14 protein-coding genes and 1 tRNA gene are annotated in these 19,126 nt (G+C 70.4%); 12 read left to right on the top strand and 3 right to left on the bottom strand.

The annotated features are described in order from the left end of the window. Window positions 1-197 precede the first annotated feature (197 nt). The 4 genes from DMH12_RS18770 (at window position 198) to DMH12_RS18755 (ending at window position 6,030) form a co-directional block, all read left to right on the top strand. Window positions 198-1,091, top strand: coding sequence for a xanthine dehydrogenase family protein subunit M (locus DMH12_RS18770; protein WP_125492705.1), 894 nt, complete (start codon window positions 198-200; stop codon window positions 1,089-1,091). Continuing rightward, a complete protein-coding gene (locus tag DMH12_RS18765; RefSeq protein ID WP_125492704.1) occupies window positions 1,088-2,902 on the top strand; it encodes a 2Fe-2S iron-sulfur cluster-binding protein in 1,815 nt (604 codons plus the stop codon). Before DMH12_RS18770 ends, DMH12_RS18765 begins: the two co-directional genes overlap by 4 nt. After that, the gene (locus DMH12_RS18760; RefSeq protein ID WP_125492703.1) at window positions 2,899-5,217 is read left to right on the top strand and encodes a xanthine dehydrogenase family protein molybdopterin-binding subunit; all 2,319 of its coding nucleotides are present in this window, start codon (window positions 2,899-2,901) and stop codon (window positions 5,215-5,217) included. Before DMH12_RS18765 ends, DMH12_RS18760 begins: the two co-directional genes overlap by 4 nt. A 213-nt stretch (window positions 5,218-5,430) precedes the next feature. Next, entirely contained in the window at window positions 5,431-6,030 is a 600-nt protein-coding gene (locus DMH12_RS18755) for an SUKH-4 family immunity protein (protein WP_260474248.1), read from the top strand. On the opposite strand, the gene DMH12_RS18750 is transcribed toward DMH12_RS18755, so the two are convergent. Next, window positions 5,999-6,073: transfer RNA gene (locus DMH12_RS18750), tRNA-Cys, on the bottom strand. The two genes, DMH12_RS18755 and DMH12_RS18750, sit on opposite strands and share 32 nt — an antisense overlap. A gap of 182 nt (window positions 6,074-6,255) precedes the next feature. Between DMH12_RS18750 and DMH12_RS18745 the strand changes: the two genes are divergently transcribed. The 3 genes from DMH12_RS18745 (at window position 6,256) to DMH12_RS18735 (ending at window position 10,669) form a co-directional block, all read left to right on the top strand. Continuing rightward, the gene (locus DMH12_RS18745; RefSeq protein ID WP_125492701.1) at window positions 6,256-7,725 is read left to right on the top strand and encodes an MFS transporter; all 1,470 of its coding nucleotides are present in this window, start codon (window positions 6,256-6,258) and stop codon (window positions 7,723-7,725) included. 203 nt (window positions 7,726-7,928) lie between these two features. After that, window positions 7,929-9,725 carry a DEAD/DEAH box helicase gene (locus DMH12_RS18740; protein WP_125492700.1) on the top strand — a complete coding sequence of 599 codons (1,797 nt, stop codon included), beginning with the start codon at window positions 7,929-7,931 and terminating at the stop codon, window positions 9,723-9,725. A gap of 296 nt (window positions 9,726-10,021) precedes the next feature. Continuing rightward, entirely contained in the window at window positions 10,022-10,669 is a 648-nt protein-coding gene (locus DMH12_RS18735) for an IclR family transcriptional regulator (RefSeq protein WP_122619831.1), read from the top strand. 11 nt (window positions 10,670-10,680) lie between these two features. Here DMH12_RS18735 and DMH12_RS18730 read toward each other — a convergent pair whose 3' ends face one another. Both DMH12_RS18730 and DMH12_RS18725 read right to left on the bottom strand, forming a co-directional pair. Next, the gene (locus DMH12_RS18730; RefSeq protein ID WP_125492699.1) at window positions 10,681-10,875 is read right to left on the bottom strand and encodes a DUF397 domain-containing protein; all 195 of its coding nucleotides are present in this window, start codon (window positions 10,873-10,875) and stop codon (window positions 10,681-10,683) included. Next, window positions 10,872-11,732 carry a helix-turn-helix transcriptional regulator gene (locus DMH12_RS18725; protein ID WP_125492698.1) on the bottom strand — a complete coding sequence of 287 codons (861 nt, stop codon included), beginning with the start codon at window positions 11,730-11,732 and terminating at the stop codon, window positions 10,872-10,874. Before DMH12_RS18725 ends, DMH12_RS18730 begins: the two co-directional genes overlap by 4 nt. Window positions 11,733-11,889: 157 nt before the next feature. Between DMH12_RS18725 and DMH12_RS18720 the strand changes: the two genes are divergently transcribed. The 5 genes from DMH12_RS18720 to DMH12_RS18700 all read left to right on the top strand — a co-directional run bounded on the left by DMH12_RS18720 (window position 11,890) and on the right by DMH12_RS18700 (window position 19,092). Beyond that, complete coding sequence (locus DMH12_RS18720; RefSeq protein WP_125492717.1) at window positions 11,890-12,360, top strand: ATP-binding protein; 471 nt, start codon at window positions 11,890-11,892, stop codon at window positions 12,358-12,360. A gap of 95 nt (window positions 12,361-12,455) precedes the next feature. Beyond that, complete coding sequence (locus DMH12_RS18715) at window positions 12,456-16,919, top strand: RHS repeat-associated core domain-containing protein (protein WP_125492716.1); 4,464 nt, start codon at window positions 12,456-12,458, stop codon at window positions 16,917-16,919. A 20-nt stretch (window positions 16,920-16,939) separates the two neighbouring features. Continuing rightward, window positions 16,940-17,389 carry a hypothetical protein gene (locus DMH12_RS18710; protein WP_125492697.1) on the top strand — a complete coding sequence of 150 codons (450 nt, stop codon included), beginning with the start codon at window positions 16,940-16,942 and terminating at the stop codon, window positions 17,387-17,389. A 152-nt stretch (window positions 17,390-17,541) separates the two neighbouring features. Then, window positions 17,542-18,522 carry an SUKH-3 domain-containing protein gene (locus DMH12_RS18705; RefSeq protein WP_125492696.1) on the top strand — a complete coding sequence of 327 codons (981 nt, stop codon included), beginning with the start codon at window positions 17,542-17,544 and terminating at the stop codon, window positions 18,520-18,522. Window positions 18,523-18,549: 27 nt separating this feature from the next. Beyond that, window positions 18,550-19,092: a barstar family protein gene (locus tag DMH12_RS18700; RefSeq protein WP_185832398.1), complete on the top strand. Its 543-nt coding sequence runs from the start codon at window positions 18,550-18,552 to the stop codon at window positions 19,090-19,092. Window positions 19,093-19,126: the final 34 nt, after the last annotated feature.

Raw genomic sequence — 19,126 nt, 5'->3', positions numbered from 1 at the left:
ATCGCGCGTAGTTCCGATCGGCGGAGATCCCCCGGTAAACCACCCGTTGTGTGGACGAGTCGGACGAATGCCTCCTAGCGGACCCGTGCGTTCGGGCCCTGCAAAGATGTGCCAGAGTTGCCACGTCCGCCCTGTCAGGTCGTACCGTACGGCCACATGGGCGGGACCAGGTGGGACAGCGGGAAGGGGCAGTCGGTTTGACCACGCACGCACCGCAGGCGGCGCAGGCCGTCACGCTGCCCACGACTCTGGACGAGGCCGTGGCGGCGCTGGCCGCCATGCCCGCCGCCGTCCCCGTCGCGGGCGGCACCGACCTGATGGCCGCGGTCAACTCAGGCCAGCTCAGGCCCGCCGCGCTGGTGGGCCTCGGCCGGATCAGCGAGATCCGCGGCTGGCAGTACCAGGACGGCCACGCGCTGCTCGGCGCGGGCCTCACGCACGCCCGCATGGGCCGCCCCGACTTCGCCGCGCTCATCCCGGCGCTCGCCGCCGCCGCGCGGGCGGCCGGACCGCCGCAGATCCGCAACGCCGGCACCCTGGGCGGAAACATCGCCTCGGCCGCCCCCACCGGGGACGCGCTGCCGGTGCTGGCCGCCCTGGAGGCGACGCTGATCATCGCGGGCCCGGACGGCGCCCGCCGGGAGGTGCCGGTATCGCACCTGCTGGCCGGCATGGAGATGCTCCGCGCGGGCGAGCTGATCGGCTACGTGCGCATGCCGCTGCTGCACGCGCCGCAGGTCTTCCTGAAGGCCACCGGCCGCACCGGTCCGGGCCGTGCGACGGCCTCCGTCGCGCTGGTACTCGACCCCGCCCGGCGCGGGGTGCGCTGCGCCGTGGGCGCCATCGCGCCGATGCCGCTGCGGCCCCTGGAGGCCGAGCAGTGGGTGGCCTCGCTCATCGACTGGGACAACGGCCGCGCGATCGTCCCGGAGGCACTGCACGGCTTCGGCGAGTACGTCGCCGCCGCCTGCATCCCCGACGCGGCCCCGGCCGAGGACGGCTCCGTGGCGCAGCTCCCGCCCGCCGTACTGCACCTGCGGCGCACCGTCGCCGCACTGGCCCGACGAGCACTGGGGAGGGCGCTGTCGTGACCGACGACCAGCACGGCGACCGGTACGACGACCGGCACGACGACGGACGCGGAGAGGGCGCGCCCCCGAGCGGCGGCCGCTGGGACCCGCTGCCCCAGGGCGACTACGACGACGGCGCCACCGCCTTCGTGAAGCTTCCCGAGGGTGGCGTGGACGCGCTCTTCGCCTCGTCGGACAGCCCGCTCGCCGCACCCGGACACGGCTACGTGCCGCCGCAGATCACGGTCGCGCCCGCCACCGGCACCGACCCGGCCGCCACCGGCTCCTGGACCATGCCGTCCGCCCCCGTGGACGGCGCCCAGTGGCAGCTGCCGGACACCGGACGGGAGCACGCCGCTCAGCAGGGCCACGCCGACTACCCGCCGCCGCACGACCCCTACGGCGGGGCCGCGCCCTACGACGCGAACGCCGGGCAGGGTGACGGCGAACGGTTCACCTACCGGCCCGGCGCCACCGGCCAGTGGGACTTCTCCGAGGCAGTGCCCCCCGAGGACGCCCAGCCGGGGTCCGGCCAGGACGTGACCGGACAGTGGTCCATCCCCGTCGCCGGCGGCGACCTTCCGGACGAATCGGGCGAGTTCACCACCTCGTCCCTGGCCGAGCAGTGGGGCACCGGCGCTCCGGCCACCCTGCCGGGCGGCGCCCCCGCGCCCTGGGCGGCCCAGCCCACCGGGCAGCCGTGGGGCGACGACACGGCGGAGGGCGGCCCCGGCACCGGCGAGCAGCTGACGTCCAGTACGTCGCGCCCGCCCCGGCACCCGGCCGACCCGTACGCCCACGCACCCGCCGAACCCGCCGCGGAGACGGAGCCCGTGGCACCGGCGGCCGAAGCCACGGCGACCGGCGGTCCCCGTGGTGCCGAGGAGGCCCCTGAGGGCCCCGCCGGGCGCTCGGAGGGCACCGCGGAGGGAGTGATGGCGGAATCCGTCCCGGAGGCCGCGGAGGAGCCCGTGACGGGCCCGGCCGCCGCGACCGGCGACGGGACCGAACCGGCCGACGGGACCGAACCGGCCGACGGGACCGAACCGGCCGACGGAGCCGATCCGGCCGGGGCCGCGAGCGACCCGCCCGCCGACGTGCACACCGACGCACCGGCCGTCCCGCCCGCAGCCGGCGAAGGCGCCCCGGCCGCCACGCACGACGAGCACCCCCTCGCCTCGTACGTACTGCGGGTCAACGTCGCCGACCGGCCCGTCACCGACGCCTGGATCGGCGAGTCGCTGCTCTACGTGCTGCGGGAGCGGCTCGGTCTCGCAGGCGCCAAGGACGGCTGCTCGCAGGGCGAGTGCGGCGCCTGCAACGTGCAGGTCGACGGACGCCTCGTCGCCTCCTGCCTGGTCCCTTCCGTGACCGCGGCCGGCAGCGAGGTGCGCACCGTCGAGGGCCTGGCCGCCGACGGACAGCCGTCGGACGTGCAGCGGGCGCTCGCCCGGCGGGGCGCCGTGCAGTGCGGCTTCTGCGTGCCCGGCATGGCGATGACCGTGCACAACCTGCTGGAGGGCAACCCGGCGCCGACCGACCTGGAGGCCCGCCAGGCCCTGTGCGGCAACCTGTGCCGCTGCTCCGGGTACCGGGGCGTCCTGGAGGCGGTCCAGGAGGTCGTCGCCGAACGCGAGGCACACGCCGACGCCGAGGCGCACACCGGCGCGGACGGCGACGAGCCCCGCATCCCGCACCAGGCCGGCCCGGGCGCGGGCGGCGTCAACGCGTCGGCCTTCGAACCCCAGCCACCGCCCGGCGCGCCGGACCGGGCAGCGGGACCCCACGACCGGCCCTTCGGTGACCACGGCCAGGACGGAGGCCACGCGTGAGCAACGACACCGCGACTGCGGAGGCCGCAGGACCCGCCGAGGCGGCGCCCCCCGTCGCCGAGCCGATCCCGCACGGCCTCGGCGTGTCCCTGCCGCCCGCCGACGCCCGCGCCAAGACGGAGGGCACCTTCCCGTACGCCGCCGACCTGTGGGCCGAGGGCCTGCTGTGGGCGGCCGTACTGCGCTCACCGCACCCGCACGCGCGCATCGTGTCCATCGACACCACCCACGCGCGGGAGATGCCCGGCGTCCGCGCGGTCGTCACCCACGAGGACGTGCCCGGCGCCGTGCTGCACGGACGCGGCCGGGCCGACCGCCCGGTCTTCGCCTCCGAGGTGGTACGCCACCACGGCGAACCCCTCGCCGCCGTCGCCGCCGACCACCCCGACACCGCGCGGATGGCCGCCGCCGCCGTCATCGTCGAGTACGAGGTGCTCGACCCGGTGGTCGACCCCGAGCAGGCCTTCGAGGCCGAGCCGCTGCACCCCGACGGCAACCTGATCCGGCACATCCCGCTGCGCCACGGCGACCCGGACGCCGCCGGCGAGATCGTCGTCGAGGGCCTCTACCGCATCGGCCGCCAGGACCCGGCGCCGATAGGAGCCGAGGCGGGCCTGGCCGTACCGCGCCCGGACGGCGGCGTGGAGCTGTACCTGGCCTCCACCGACCCGCACGGCGACCGGGACGCCGCCGCCGAGTGCTACGGCCTGACGCCCGAACAGGTGAAGATCGTCGTCACCGGGGTGCCCGGCGCCACCGCCGACCGCGAGGACCAGGGCTTCCAACTGCCCCTCGGCCTGCTCGCGCTGAAGACCGGCTGCCCGGTGAAACTCACCGCCACGCGCGAGGAGTCCTTCCTCGGCCACGCCCACCGGCACCCGACCCTCCTGCGCTACCGCCACCACGCCGACGCCGAGGGCCGGGTCGTGAAGGTCGAGGCGCAGATCCTGCTCGACGCGGGCGCCTACGCCGACACCTCGTCGGACGCGCTGGCCGCCGCGGTGGCCTTCGCCTGCGGGCCGTACGTCGTCCCGAACGCCTTCATCGAGGGCTGGGCCGTACGCACCAACAACCCGCCCTCCGGCCACGTGCGCGGCGAGGGCGCCATGCAGGTCTGCGCCGCCTACGAGGCGCAGATGGACAAGATCGCCAAGAAGCTCGGCCTCGACCCGGCCGAGGTGCGGCTGCGCAACGTCCTGGCCACCGGGGACGTGCTCCCCACCGGCCAGTCCGTCACCTGCCCCGCCCCCGTCGCCGAACTCCTGCAGGCCGTACGCGACTTCCCCCTCCCCGCCCTGCCCAAGGACACGCCCGAGGACGAGTGGCTGCTGCCCGGCGGACCCGAGGGCGCGGGCGAACCGGGCGCTGTGCGCCGGGGCGTGGGCTACGGCATCGGCATGGTGCACATGCTCGGCGCCGAGGGCGCGGACGAGGTCTCCACCGCCACCGTGAAGGTCCAGGACGGCGTGGCGACGGTGCTGTGCGCGGCGGTCGAGACCGGCCAGGGCTTCACCACCCTCGCCCGGCAGATCGTGCAGGACACCCTCGGCGTCGACGACGTGCAGGTGGCGCCGGTCGACACCGACCAGCCCCCCGCCGGCGCGGGCTGCCGCGGCCGCCACACCTGGGTCTCGGGCGGCGCGGTGGAACGGGCGGCCAAGATGGTCCGCACCCAGCTCCTCCAGCCCCTGGCGCACCAGTTCGGGATGTCGACCGAACTGCTCCAGATCGCCGACGGCAAGATCACCTCGTACGACGGCGTGCTGTCGACCACGGTCGCCGAGGCGCTGGACGGCAAGGAACTGTGGGCCACCGCCCAGTGCCGCCCGCACCCGACCGAGCCGCTGGACGAGACCGGCCAGGGCGACGCATTCGTCGGCATGGCCTTCTGCGCGATCCGCGCGGTGGTCGACGTCGACATCGAGATCGGCTCGGTGCGGGTGGTGGAGCTGGCCGTGGCGCAGGACGTCGGCCGGGTGCTCAACCCGGCCCAGCTGACCGCCCGGATCGAGGCGGGCGTCACGCAGGGCGTCGGCATCGCGCTCACCGAGAACCTCCGCACCCCGCGCGGCCTGATCCGGCACCCCGACCTGACCGGCTACGCCCTGCCGACCGCGCTGGACGCCCCGGACATCCGGATCGTGAAGCTCGTCGAGGAGCGCGACGTGGTCGCCCCCTTCGGCGCGAAGGCGGTCAGCGCGGCGCCGGTGGTGGCCTCCCCGGCCGCCGTCGCCTCCGCCGTACGCGCGGCCACGGGCCGCCCGGTGAACCGGCTCCCGATCCGTCCCCAGGCCGCGGTGGTCACGGCGAACTGACGTCCCCCGCCCGGGAGGCAACGCGCGCGGCGCGGGACGCGTCCTATGTATCGGGACGCACGGGTCCCGTGCGACGGGGCGTTGTCAGTGGCAGGCCCTAGGCTGCGAAGCGGTGGGGACGACTGCCGCTCCCACCGCGCTCGAGCACACCCGGGGGAGACGATGCAGGCGGTCACGAAGGATGCGACGGACACGACTCGGACACCACCGTGCGTGCCATCTCTGCCATCTCTGCTGACCCTCGCCCGCCTCACCACGGCCTCGGCGCGGGAGCCCTCCCGCTGCCCGGTGCCGCCGGGGCGCGAGACGCCGCTGTTCTGGACGTCGGCGGCGCTGATCGGCTGTCTGCTCCTGTCGGCGGGCCGGCGCACCACGTCCGGCCTCGCCCTGGATCTGCCCTACCGGCTGCTGACCCGCGAGTTCGGCCGGGGCCGGGTGGCCCGCTTCGAGGACGTCGACTTCCCCCCAGCCCTCACCCACGAGCCCACCCGCCGCTTCCTGCGGGAGACGGGCCTGCCGGAGGACACCTTCCCGCTCGCCGCGGACACCGACGGGATGGCACTGCCGACCCTCGCCGAGTACTACGGCACTCAGTCCCCGGACGGACCGCCCGCCCACCTCGTCCGGCTGGGCCGGCTCCCCGACGGCGCCGACGTGGTGGTCGACGGGGCGACGGGCGCGGTGTCGACCTGGCACCCGGCCGACGCGGACCCACGCCCGCTCACACCGGACGTCTCGACCCTCGTCTTCAGCCTGTGGCTGCTGCACCGCGCGGCAACTGTGGAGGCCGTGGCGGGATTCGAACCCACGTAACTCGCTTTGCAGGCGAGCCCCTGAACCACTCGGGCACACGGCCGTGTTCCTCACTCGTGACCGACCGTAGGGTGGCCGGCGCGGGTGCTCAAGGAGTCCGGCGGGGCCGCAACACGACTGCCATACCGCGTTCATGAACGGGGCGGGGTCGTACGACCAAGGTCCCGGATCGGTACCGCCTCCCGACAGGGGTCAAGCGGCACTGTGGCCCTTACCCTGGCGACCATGACCGTCCCTGAGCCCCGCGACACCGACGTCGCCGTCCCCGCCGCGACCGCCGGCGCCCCCGCCGTTTCCGCCGTTCCCTCCGCCCCCGACGAGACCGTGCTGAGCCGCGCCTACCGGGCACTGAGCATCGGCATCGTCTCCGTCATCGTGCTGATCGCCTTCGAGGCGACGGCGGTCGGTACGGCGATGCCGGTGGCGGCGCGGGAGCTGGACGGGGTGTCGCTGTACGCGTTCGCGTTCTCGGGGTACTTCACGACGAGTCTCTTCGGGATGGTGCTCTCCGGCCAGTGGTCGGACCGGCGGGGCCCGCTGGCGCCCCTGACCTCCGGCATCGCCGCCTTCGCGGTGGGCCTCGTGCTGTCCGGGACGGCCGGCACGATGTGGCTGTTCATCCTCGGGCGGGCCGTGCAGGGACTCGGCGGCGGCCTGGTGATCGTCGCCCTGTACGTCGTCGTCGGACGGGCCTACCCGGAGCGGCTGCGGCCCGCGATCATGGCGGCGTTCGCGGCGGGCTGGGTCGTCCCGTCGATCGTCGGCCCGCTCGCCTCCGGCGCGGTGACCGAGCACCTCGGCTGGCGCTGGGTGTTCGTCGGCATCCCGGTGCTGGTCGTCTTCCCGCTGGCGCTCGCGCTGCCGCAGATACGCGCCCGCGCGTCCGGTGCCGTCGGCGGCGGGAACGCGCCCGCCTCCTTCGACGGCCGCCGCATCCGCCTCGCCCTCGCCATCTCACTGGGCGCGGGCCTGCTCCAGTACGCCGCCCAGGACCTGCGCTGGGTCTCGCTCCTGCCCGGCGCGGTGGGCGTCGCGCTGCTCGTCCCGGCCGTCCTCGGGCTGCTGCCGCGCGGCACCTACCGGGCGGTGCGCGGGCTGCCCTCCGTGGTGCTGCTGCGCGGGATCGCCGCCGGGTCCTTCATCGCCGCCGAGTCCTTCGTACCGCTGATGCTGGTCACCCAGCGCGGCCTCAGCCCCACGCTGGCCGGCCTGTCCCTCGCGGCGGGCGGCGCGACCTGGGCCGCGGGGTCCTGGCTCCAGTCCCGTCCGCGCCTGGAACCCCACCGCGAGCGCCTCATGGCCCTCGGCATGGTCCTGGTGGCCGCGGCCATCACCACGGCACCCAGCGTGCTGATCGACGCCGTACCCGCCTGGACGGTGGCCGTCGCCTGGGGCTTCGGCTGCTTCGGGATGGGCCTGGTGATCTCCTCCACCAGCGTGCTCCTGCTCAAGCTCTCCGCCCCCGAGGAGGCCGGCAGCAACTCCGCCGCCCTCCAGATCTCCGACGGCCTCTCCAACGTCGTCCTGCTGTCGGTCGGCGGAGCCGCCTTCGCGGCCCTAGGCGGCGGCACGGTCAGCCACGCGGCCACGCAGGCGACCGGCTCCCATCCGGCGGCCTTCGCGGCGGTGTTCCTGCCGATGGCGGGCGTGGCGCTGGTGGGGGCGTGGGTGGCGACGCGGCTGCGGGCGCGGTGAGCCCCGGGCCGGCGGTGGGCGGCCGGCCGTCGCGGCGAGCCGGGTGCGGCGAGTGGTGAGCCGGGTGGGTGCGCCGGGGTGGTTGTGACGTCCGTCCCACCCGGGGGTGACCCGCCCGGGTGCGCGCGTCGATCACCGCGGGGCGCCGGTAGGGTGGCCCGGTTGTCATACGTGGCCGAGCCGTTCTACCCCCTTCGGAGACCGTGACTACCACCGCCAGCTCCAGCACCTCGCACCACCTGTCCCCGGCCTTCCCCGGCCGTGCCCCCTGGGGCACCGCCAGCAAGCTTCGGGCCTGGCAGGAGGGGGCGATGGAGAAGTACCTCCAGGAACAGCCCCGGGACTTCCTGGCGGTCGCCACCCCCGGCGCCGGAAAGACCACGTTCGCGCTGACGCTGGCGTCCTGGCTGCTGCACCACCACGTCGTACAGCAGGTGACCGTGGTCGCGCCGACCGAGCACCTGAAGAAGCAGTGGGCGGAGGCCGCGGCCCGGATAGGCATCAAGCTCGACCCCGAGTACAGCGCCGGTCCGCTCAGCCGCGAGTACCACGGCATCGCCATCACGTACGCGGGCGTCGGCGTCCGCCCGATGCTGCACCGCAACCGCTCCGAGCAGCGCAAGACCCTCGTCATCCTCGACGAGATCCACCACGCCGGCGACTCCAAGTCCTGGGGCGAGGCCTGCCTGGAGGCGTTCGAGCCGGCCACCCGGCGCCTCGCGCTCACCGGCACGCCCTTCCGGTCGGACACCAACCCGATCCCCTTCGTGACGTACGAGGAGGGCAACGACGGCATCCGCCGCTCCGCCGCCGACTACACCTACGGGTACGGCTCCGCGCTCGCCGACGGCGTCGTGCGCCCCGTCATCTTCATGAGCTACAGCGGCAACATGCGCTGGCGCACCAAGGCGGGCGACGAGATCGCGGCGCGGCTCGGCGAGCCGATGACCAAGGACGCCGTCAGCCAGGCCTGGCGCACCGCGCTCGACCCGCGCGGCGAGTGGATGCCCGCCGTACTCCGCGCCGCCGACCAGCGGCTCACCGAGGTCCGCAAGGCCATCCCGGACGCCGGCGCGCTCGTCATCGCCGCCGACCAGGACGCCGCCCGCGCCTACGCCAAGCTGATCCGCGAGATCACCGGCGACAAGGCCACCGTCGTCCTCTCCGACGACGTCGGCGCGTCCAAGAACATCGACACCTTCAGCCAGGACAACTCCCGCTGGATGGTCGCCGTCCGCATGGTGTCGGAGGGCGTCGACGTGCCGCGCCTGGCGGTGGGCGTCTACGCCACCACGATCTCGACCCCCCTCTTCTTCGCCCAGGCGGTGGGCCGCTTCGTCCGATCCCGCCGCCGCGGCGAGACCGCCTCCGTCTTCCTCCCCACCGTGCCCGACCTCCTCACGTTCGCGAACGAAATGGAGCGCGAGCGCGACCACGTCCTCGACAAGCCCAAGAAGGACGGCGAGGAGGACCCGTACGCCGAGTCCGAGAAGGAGATGGAGGAGGCGAACCGGGAGCAGGACGAGGACACCGGCGAGCAGGAGCAGTTCTCCTTCGAGGCGCTGGAGTCCGAGGCCACCTTCGACCGGGTCATGTACAACGGCGCCGAGTTCGGCATGCAGGCCCACCCCGGGAGCGAGGAGGAGCAGGACTACCTCGGCATCCCCGGGCTCCTCGAACCCGACCAGGTCCAGCTCCTCCTCCAGAAGCGCCAGGCCCGCCAGATCGCGCACAGCCGCAAGAAGCCCGACGACGAGGCCGACCTGCTCGAACTGCCCGCCGAGCGGCGCCCGGTCGTCTCCCACAAGGAGCTGATGGAGCTGCGCAAACAGCTCAACACGATGGTCGGCGCCTACGTCCACCAGAGCGGCAAGCCGCACGGCGTGATCCACACCGAACTGCGCCGCGTGTGCGGCGGCCCGCCCAGCGCCGAGGCCACCGGCGGACAGCTGCGCCAGCGCATCGCCAAGGTGCAGGAGTGGGCGACGCGCATGAAGTGACGCCGCCCCCCTCGGCGGCGTGTGCGGTACGTACCAGGACAAACACCGGCAGTGGATAACGGTTGCCGCCCGGATTCTGGACGGAGCCTTCCGCTGAGCGGACCTGGTCGTTACTGTCCCGCTACGCACACGCCCCGTGGCAGCGCCGCCGCGGAGCGCAGCCGTGAAGCGACGGGGCCCGGGTTAGAGGCCGGACCGTCAGCCGATCGGCGGCCTCTGAAGCGCGTCACTGACGGGACTCGGTGACGCATCCGACGCGATGGGGCCGCCGACCTCACCACTAAGGAGTGGGCGTCGTGACCGCGGAGACCTCTCAGACGCTCGACCGGGGACTGCGGGTCCTCAAGCTGCTGGCCGACACGGACCACGGGCTGACCGTCACCGAGCTGTCCCACAAGCTGGGCGTGAACCGGACGGTCGTCTACCGGTTGCTCGCCACGCTGGAACAGCACGCACTGGTACGCCGTGACCTGGGCGGCCGCGCCCGGGTCGGGCTCGGCGTACTCGGCCTGGGCCGCCAGGTGCACCCCCTCGTCCGCGAGGCCGCCATGCCGGCCCTGCGCTCGCTGGCCGAGGACATAGGAGCCACGGCCCACCTGACCCTGGTGGACGGAGCGGAGGCCCTGGCCGTGGCCGTCGTCGAACCCACCTGGACCGACTACCACGTCGCCTACCGCGCGGGCTTCCGCCACCCCCTGGAACGCGGCGCCGCGGGCAAGGCCATCCTCTCCGCCCGCCAGCCCGGCGACGCCGCGGACGACCCCGGCTACACCCTGACCCACGGCGAACTGGAGGCCGGCGCCTGCGGGGCGGCCGCGCCGCTGCTCGGGGTGACGGGCGTGGAGGGCAGCGTGGGCGTGGTCATGCTCTCGGAGGTGGTCCCGGAACGCGTAGGCGAACGCGTGATGCACGCGGCCCGGGAGGTGGCGGAGGCCCTGCGGTGACGTGCCTCGCCTCAGCCGAGAGAGGCGTAGGCGACGAAGTCGCGCCAGGCGGCGGGGGAGAGGGCGAGCTGGGGACCGCGCGTTTGCTTGGAGTCTCGGACGCGGATACCTGAAACGCCAGTGGGCTCAATGGCCACCTCGATGCAGCTGTCGCCCTGCGAGCCGCTGTAGCTGCTCTTGAACCAGGCCAGTTCGGACGTGCTCATAGCGCTCCTCGCCTTCGCTTCAGCAGGCTCAGGGAGTCCGCCGGGGTGAGAGCCTGCGAGCGCAGTTTCGCATACCGCTGTTGGAGGATACTGATCTCTTTCCGGGTGGTGATGAGACGGCCGTTCTCCTGCCCCTCCGAGTAGGCGAACCACTCGTTCTCGGGCGTCTCCAGCAGTTGAAGCGGTCCGTCCATCCCTGCATGTGCCGGCTGCCGCAAGGGCATCACCTGCACTTCCACGTTCCAATTCCGTTCGACCAGCCCCACCACATGGTCGAGCAGCCCCCGAGTCACGTCCCGCCCGCCAGTATCCCGCATCAGCACCGCCTCCTCCACGATGAACGTGAAGGCTGTCGGCGGCTTCCGGGCCACCGACAGAAGCTCCTGCCGCGCGAGCCGCGCGGCGACGCGCTGATCCAGTTCGTGCTCGTCCGGGACGGGCGGTACGTTCAGCGACACCGCCCGCGCGTACGCCTCTGTCTGCAACAGACCCGGTACGACGCGGCATTCGTACGTGTAGAGGCTGAGGGCCGTTGCCTCCAACCTGGCCCACTGCCGGAACCAACTCGCGAGCCCCGGCTGCCGCGACAGGTGCTGCACAGCCCCGCTGAGGATGCCCGCCGCGTCCAGTACCTCCTCGGCCCGCCGGACGTACTCCAGCGTGGGAAACCGCCGCCCCTGCTCAACCGACGCCACGGTCTGCACGGAGTACCGAACCCGCTCGGCCAACTCCTCCTGCGTCATCCCGGCCCGCCTCCGGAACCCCTGGACCACCGCCCCGAACGTCCTGAGGCTGTCGGACACGTCGGGCTCACCGCCCCCGCCGACCACGCCCGCATCCACCGCACCGTCCGCCATGGCGGCCACCTTCCGCACGCTCTCCCCGCCGCACACTTTGAAGACGCCCAGGCTTACAGCCCGTCACCACCACTGTCCACTCTTTGTACTCGTACGCTGACGGAGCGTACGAGTGGCTGACCTGGTGAAGTACGCGGCCGAACGCCACGGTGACCCCATGACGCCACTCCCGCCCCACCAACTGCCAGTCACCGTACGTACGTTCACCCAGCGCTTCAGCTCCACCCCACTCGGCGCCCGCCTCGCCCGGCACCTCACGGCCACCCAGCTCCACGCGTGGGGCATCCCGTACAGGACCGCCCTCTCCGACACCGCCACGCTCATCGTCGCGGAACTGGCGGCCAACGCCGTAACCCACGGCCGAGTCCCGGGCCGCGACTTCGAACTGCGCCTCACCCACGCCCCGCACGTCCACCTACACATCGAGGTCTCCGACACCCGGGCCGAACGCAGGCCACCCGCACCTGGAGAAGCGCCGCCCCCGAGCCCGCTGACCGACACCGGCCGGGGCCTGCTCCTGGTCGACGACCTCGCCGACCGCTGGGAAGTGGTGGACCGCGTCTCACGGGGCGTCGCCCTGCCCGGCAAGACGGTCCGGGCCGAGCTGGACCTCCGGCCGTCCGCTTGAACCCGGCTCACCTTCCACTCGAACACTCGCACCTTGTAAGTTCACGTGTGCATACGGGTTGTTACTGATGTGCGTGCGTCGACGGGGGTTGCGTGATGGTGGGCCACAGGCCGAGTGACTGGCATGTCCTGGACCTGGACAAGGACCCGACCCCGGGCGACCCGCAGCGCGTGCGCACGCTCGCGAAGACGTTGCACGACTTCGCGGACGACGTGTCCGAGGCGCTGCGTCTGGTCAAGGGCATGGCGGGCGAGGGCACGCTCGCGGAGTGGGCGGGCAAGTCGGCGACGGTCTTCAAGGAGGAGTTCTCCGGCGTCCCGAAGAACCTGAAGAAGCTCGAGAAGTCGTACGGGATGTGCGGCGATGCCCTGGCCGACTTCTGGCCGAAGCTTGAGCGTGCCCAGGCCCTGGCCGACCGGGCCCTCGTCAAGGCGCGGGAGGCCCGCCAGGACCTGACCTCGGCACAGTCGAAGCTGTCCTCGGCGGATTCGTGGGTGACGCGGGCGTCGAAGGAGGCGGACAAGTACAAGGACGATCCGACGGGCAGCAAGTCGGACGCGGACAAGCCGGACGAGGCGAAGGTCCGCGCCGCCACCCGTGACACCCAGCACGCCAAGACGGCCCAGACGAACGCGCAGTCGGCGGTGGACTCGGCGCAGAGCGCGCTGGACGCGGCGAAGAAGATGGCCGAGGACGCGCGCAAGATGCGTGAGGACGCGGCCCGGGACGCGAAGAACAAGATCGACGAGGCGTCGGACGCGGGTATCCAGAACCGGTCGTGGTGGGAGGACGTCGGCGACTGGTTCTCCGACAACTGGGACACGATCGTCGCGGTCTGCAAGGTCGTCGTGGCGGTCCTCGGGATCATCGTGATGATCATCGGCGGGCCGATCCTGGGCGCGATCGTGCTGGTCGCCGCCTTGGTCGTGCTCGCGGACACGCTCTACAAATACAGCAAGGGACAAGCGTCCCTGTGGGACGTGGGGCTGGCGGCGCTGGACTGCATTCCGGGTATGAAGGGCATGACCTCCCTCGGGGGGCTTGCCAAGGGGCTGAAGGCGCTGGGCAAGACCGGGCTCAAGGGAATGGCCACGGCAGTGCGCGGAGGCATGGGGAAGCTCCGCCGCCAAGCGCAGATGATGGCCGAGCGAGTATGCAAGAGCGACCCCGTCGACGTGGTGACCGGCGACATGGTCGCGTCAGCTGTGGACGTGGAACTCCTGGGCACTCTTCCCCTCACCTTTGAGCGCCACCATTGCTCCTCGTTCCGTGCCGGGCAATGGTTCGGACCCTCTTGGGGTTCCGTACTGGACGAGAGACTGCTGCTTGACCCCGACGGCGTCCGTCTGGTGACTGCGGACGGCATGGTCCTGCAGTACCCCGTGCCGGAAGCGGACGCTTCGGTACTCCCCGTCACAGGACCGAAGTGGCCGCTGATGTGGCCCGACGGCCCAGGCGGTGAAATGCAGGTGCTGCGCTCGAGTGACGGAGAAACCTATCGGTTTCGGGCGCTGTCCGGCCTGCCGTCGGCGGAACTGCGCCTGACGGGGATCACTGACCGCAACGGAAATTCGATCACGCTTGAGCACGAGGCGGACGGGACGCCGCGAGCGGTCGTCCGTGAGAACGGCTACCGAGTGGGAATTGAGGTCTCGGACCGGCGTGTCACGGCGTTGCGACTGGATAGCGACCCCGCGGCGCCCGTGATCTGTCGCTACCGCTACGACGACCGTGGCAATCTTTCAGAGGTCTCCGACTCTGCGGGACGGCCCCTGACGCTTTCGTACGACGACTGGCACCGCATCGTCGGGTGGCGGGACCGCAACGGAACCGACTACCGGTACGAGTACGACACTCATGGTCGTTGTGTCCGGACCGTCGGTTCTGACGGCTACCAGAGCGGCACATTCCACTACGACACCGTGGCCGGGGAAACCATTCACCGCGACTCGCTGGGACGGGCTACGACCTTCCAGTACAACAAGAACCTTCGAATCGTTCGCGAAGTGGACGCGCTGGGGCAGAGCACTACGACTGAGCGGGACGCGGACGACCGCATACTGGCGGAGACGGACGCCCTGGGCCACACAACCCGCTTTGCGTACGACGCGCGTGGCAATCTCCGGACCGTAGTCCGTCCCGACGGACGTCGGACGGTAGCGGAACTCAGCAGCCTCGGACTCCCGGAACGCGTCATCGAGGCGGACGGGGCTGAGTGGTACTTCGACTACGACGCAGCCGGCAATCTGATCGCCGTCACAGACCCGGTCGGTGCCACCACCAGTTACGCCTACGGGGAAGCCGGACAACTGCTCACTGCCACGAATGCGTTGGGCCATGAGCGGCACTACGCGTACGACCATGCTGGCCGAGTCATCTCTCACCGCGATGCCCTCGGAGCAGTAACTCGGTTTACGTACGACTCCTTTGGGCGGACCGAGTCCACGACCGACGCGAGGGGTGACGTCACTCGCTACGGTTGGACGACGGAAGGATTGATGGCGTGGCGTACCGCTCCGGACGGTGCACGCGAGCAGTGGACCTACGACGGTGAAGGAAATGAAACAGAGCACCGCGATGCGGTGGGAGGGATCACCACTTCCGAGTACACGCACTTTGGTCTGCTTGCCTCCCGCACACAGCCGGACGGCACCCGGCTGACCTTCCGGCATGACACAGAGCTCAGGCTGACCTCCGTGACAGATGGGCGGGGCCGTGAGTGGTGCTACGCGTATGACGCCGTGGGCAACCTGGTGGGAGAGAGCGATTTCTTCGGCCGCACCCTCGAATACACGTACGACGCCGCGAACCAGCTCGTGACTCGTACGAACGCGCTGGGGCAGACCACCCACTATCTCCGTGACCTGTTGGGCAACATCGTCGAACAGCGCAGCGGGGAGGGAGTTGCCAGGTATGCCTATGACGCTCTCGGTCGTACGGTGAAGGCGGAGAATTCTGATGCGATCGTCACCCTTGAGCGTGACATGCTCGGGCGAGTCGTGGCTGAATCGTGCAACGGACGCACGCTGCGGAACGGCTATGACGTGCTGGGAAGACGCATTCGCCGTCTCACGCCTGACGGAGCACACAGCGTCTGGGAGTACGACGCGGCAGACCGGCCGACGGCCTTGCACGCAGCCGGGCAGTCGCTCGCCGTCCGTTACGACGAGGCTGGGAGAGAAGCGGAGCGTCGTGTCGGGCGCATGATCTTGTCCCAGAGCTGGGACGGACACGATCGGCTGGTCGAACAGAGCCTTGCCGGCGTTCAGGGAGGGCAGCCCCCCTTGCAACGGCGGTACCACTATCGCGCGGACGATCACCCCGTCGAGGTCGTCGACAGTGTCAGCGGACGTCGGCAGTTCGATCTCGATGCGGAATCACGCATCACCGCAGTCCGTGCCCAAGGTTGGACAGAACAGTATGCCTACGACGCAGCCGGCGACCTCATTCGCGGTGACTGGCCGTCGACAGCCACAGGGGATGGCGCGCACGCTGCGGCCGGTGACCGCGACTTTGGTCCGCTTGGCGTACGCATGGCAGGTCGGACTGCGTACGAGTACGACGCTCAAGGGCGGATCACGAGGCGAAGGATCCGCTTGCTCTCCGGCGGATCCCGAGTATGGAAGTACGGCTGGGGCGATCAAGACCAGTTGCGAGAGGTCGTAACGCCTGACGGTTCCTGCTGGCGCTATCTGTATGACGGGTTCGGCAGGCGTATCGGCAAGCACCTCATGGGCGACGAGGGCACCCCATCGGCCCGGATCGATTTCACCTGGGACGGCACCGAACTGGCTGAACAGACATCGACTCTCGAAAAGCGTGCTGTGACCTGGGACTGGTCGCCCCATACGGGCGAGCCATTGGTGCAGTCCGAAAGGCGATACACCGCCACCACGTCGCAAGATGATATCGACACCCGGTTCTACGCCATCATCACGGACCTCATCGGTGCGCCGACTGAACTCGTAAGTTCTGACGGGGAAATCGATTGGCGGCTGCGCACCACGCTCTGGGGCGTTCCCACGGTCGATTCCGGAGGCAGGATCGAATGTCCCCTGCGCTTCCCCGGGCAGTATCACGATTCCGAGAGCGGACTGCATTACAATTATTTCCGTTACTACGACCCCGGCCTCGGGCGTTATTGCAGTCTGGACCCTCTGGGGCTGGGCGGTGGACCGAACCCCGCCTGGTACGCCCCCAACCCCACAGTATGGATCGATCCGTTCGGCCTTGCGCTGTGCCGTAAGCGACCTCGCCTTGAGACGGGCGACCTGAAGAAGGGCTGGCTGCACATCGAGAGCCGGCACATCACAGGAACGAACCCGTCGACCAAGCACGCAGACATGCTTCCGCCCGGGACGACCCGGGAACAAGTGCACGCTGCGGCGAAGAAAGCCGTGCGCAACGGGACGAGGATCTCTGACCCCGGCAGGCGCATCCAGAACTTCCAGAAGAGGATGAAGGTCAACGGCATGTATGCGCGCTTCCAGGTGACGGTCGATTCCCACGACGGAAACAACATCATCACCTTCTTCCCCGTTGACAAGACCGCTGTCTGACCCAGGAAGGACTCTGCTCGATGGAGTTCGAATTCTCCGTGGACGAGGCCGAGACGCCTCCCCCGTCCGGTTTCGATCTCGGGCATATTGATGTCCGAGGAAGCAACGGGTCAGTGAGTTCACGTGACCGCGGTCCCGGTGGGGCGATGATGATCTACCTTACGGTGCCCCTGCTTCTCGACGGCCTGCGTCCGTTTCTGGCCGGGAAACAGCGCTCGTACGAGTCGGCGGCGGTCGATTCTTCGTTTTCGCTCACATTCACGCGAGGGCGGAACGGGTCTGTCGACACGACCTACCAGGGATCGCCCGTTGACCACTCGCCCGCCGCGGATGTTGCCGCCGCCGTTCATGTCGCGGCCAAGCGGTTCGCCGACGCGCATCTGCACCAGCTCCCGCCGGACGATCCCGGTCGTGAGGACCTGCAGCATGCTGTCGCCGAGTTTGAACGCTTCATGGAACAGGTGCGATGAGCGCGCCGCCGCCCCCCGCGGTCGCGTGTATCTCCCGACGGGCGAGGGACATCAGCTACGAGTACGACGACCCAGGGCGAGGGGACCGCGTCGGCACGCCCAGACTCTTGCAAGAACGCACCTGAGTAACTGGGGACCATGGCGGTGATGTGATGAAGAGCGAAGAGGTTCCCGAAGAGTGGTCGCCTTTGACCTACCGAGTCCTGCGGTCGGCCGGATGGTATCCCGGTCGGTCTGTGCCGCTTGACAAGTATGAAATCCCTCTTCGGGAGTTCAGTGGACTCGAAATGCACGAGGCGGCGAGAAAATTCCTCGGCGAGTTCGCTGGTTTGTCGACGGCCGCTTGGACTCCCGGCCCACTGATGCCGCAATCTCCGTTCAGGCTGGATCCCTGCGATGTCAACACGGATCGCGAGGGGGCCGCAAAGATCCGTGAGGTCGTCCTTCGCGTGAGTGACAGCGCCGGCACTCCTCTGTATCCCGTCGGTCGCGTGGACTGCGGGGAGAGCTGGCTGGCGATGGCCTCCGACGGGTCTGTCTACGTCGGCAACGAACAGGCGGAACGGTTGGTGCGACACGCCTATGAAGCGCTGGAGGTGCTCGTGGTAGAGCGGCGCACCGATGCTCCACTGCCCTTCGTGCTCGTGGGGGATCACCTTGAGTTGCCGTCCGACTTCGTTGCCACCCAAGGGCCTGATGGTTCGCCCAGGTGGTCGCCCGAGACGGAGCGCGTACTGCGGTTGGCGGGTTGGCGGCCGGGGCGGGCAGTCTCCGCTGACGCCTGGGAACTAGCCATGCGTGAAGCTGACGATGGTTATGTCATGCACGAAGCCGCCCGGCAATTTCTCAGTGAGTTTGGTGGCCTGGAGGTGCACGAGAGAGGGCCGGGGGTAAATGCGGCGCGAATTCCGTTCCGGCTGGATCCGTCGCTGGCGAAGTGGGATTTCGAAATCATCGAGTCTCTCAGTGAGGACGCCGAAGCTCAACTGTACCCGGTAGGTGATCTTTCTCAGGGGAATTTCAACCTGACCGTGGCGGACGACGGAAAGGTCTACCTCGGAATGGACGAAGTCGAGTTGCTGGCAGGCACTGTGGATGCAGCGCTGGACAAGCTCGTTCGAGGGATCCGCTGATGTGCATTACGGATGGTGCGGCGACGAATGGACGACTTTGACATTACTGACACCGCGGAACCCTGGGTCGTTTTCGTGGCTCACGGGTCCGCCGTGGCCCAAGGGCACATTTCCCGGTTGGAGGGGAAAGGGGGACGTTGCTACTACTTCGACTCCCGTCGGCTTCTGGATGAGCCGGGGATCCATCAGTCCTTTGCCGAAGTGCTCCGCTTCCCCGGGTACTACGGGAACAACTGGGACGCACTGGTGGACTGTCTGGACGACCTGTGTGCGGAGGTCACGGGTGGCAGTGGGATCGTGGGTGTGATCCAGGAGGCGGATCGGCTTCTGGACGCGGACCACTTCCCCCTCTTCGTGTCCGTCCTCTGCCAGGGTGCGGAGCGGGCGAACTCCTCGCTCGACCTCGATGGCTTTCCGTTGGACCGGCCCGCGATCACGGAGCACTTCGTCTTCGAGTTTCGCGCATTCGATCCCGGTAGGGTCGCGCGACTGGTGGAGCAACCGGATCTGATCGTTACCCAGGGGGACGGCTTCGTCGCCGCGGCGCTCGATCCCGCGGAATGGCATTGAGGGCCGGCCCTCCACGGCGCCCCCGGCCCCGCCC

Source organism: Streptomyces sp. WAC 04229, from assembly GCF_003947455.1.
Taxonomy (GTDB): domain Bacteria; phylum Actinomycetota; class Actinomycetes; order Streptomycetales; family Streptomycetaceae; genus Streptomyces.
The sequence above is the reverse complement of the archived record's forward strand: the minus strand, read 5'-3'. Positions and strand labels throughout refer to the sequence as shown.

Excerpts from the sequence above, each read along its gene's own strand:
- DMH12_RS18720 (WP_125492717.1), top strand. The coding sequence starts at position 11,890 with ATGACGCCACTCCCGCCCCACCAACTGCCAGTCACCGTACGTACGTTC.
- DMH12_RS18730 (WP_125492699.1), bottom strand. The coding sequence starts at position 10,875 with ATGAGCACGTCCGAACTGGCCTGGTTCAAGAGCAGCTACAGCGGCTCG.
- DMH12_RS18725 (WP_125492698.1), bottom strand. The coding sequence starts at position 11,732 with ATGGCGGACGGTGCGGTGGATGCGGGCGTGGTCGGCGGGGGCGGTGAG.
- DMH12_RS18745 (WP_125492701.1), top strand. The coding sequence starts at position 6,256 with ATGACCGTCCCTGAGCCCCGCGACACCGACGTCGCCGTCCCCGCCGCG.
- DMH12_RS18710 (WP_125492697.1), top strand. The coding sequence starts at position 16,940 with ATGGAGTTCGAATTCTCCGTGGACGAGGCCGAGACGCCTCCCCCGTCC.
- DMH12_RS18715 (WP_125492716.1), top strand. The coding sequence starts at position 12,456 with ATGGTGGGCCACAGGCCGAGTGACTGGCATGTCCTGGACCTGGACAAG.
- DMH12_RS18700 (WP_185832398.1), top strand. The coding sequence starts at position 18,550 with ATGGACGACTTTGACATTACTGACACCGCGGAACCCTGGGTCGTTTTC.
- DMH12_RS18705 (WP_125492696.1), top strand. The coding sequence starts at position 17,542 with ATGAAGAGCGAAGAGGTTCCCGAAGAGTGGTCGCCTTTGACCTACCGA.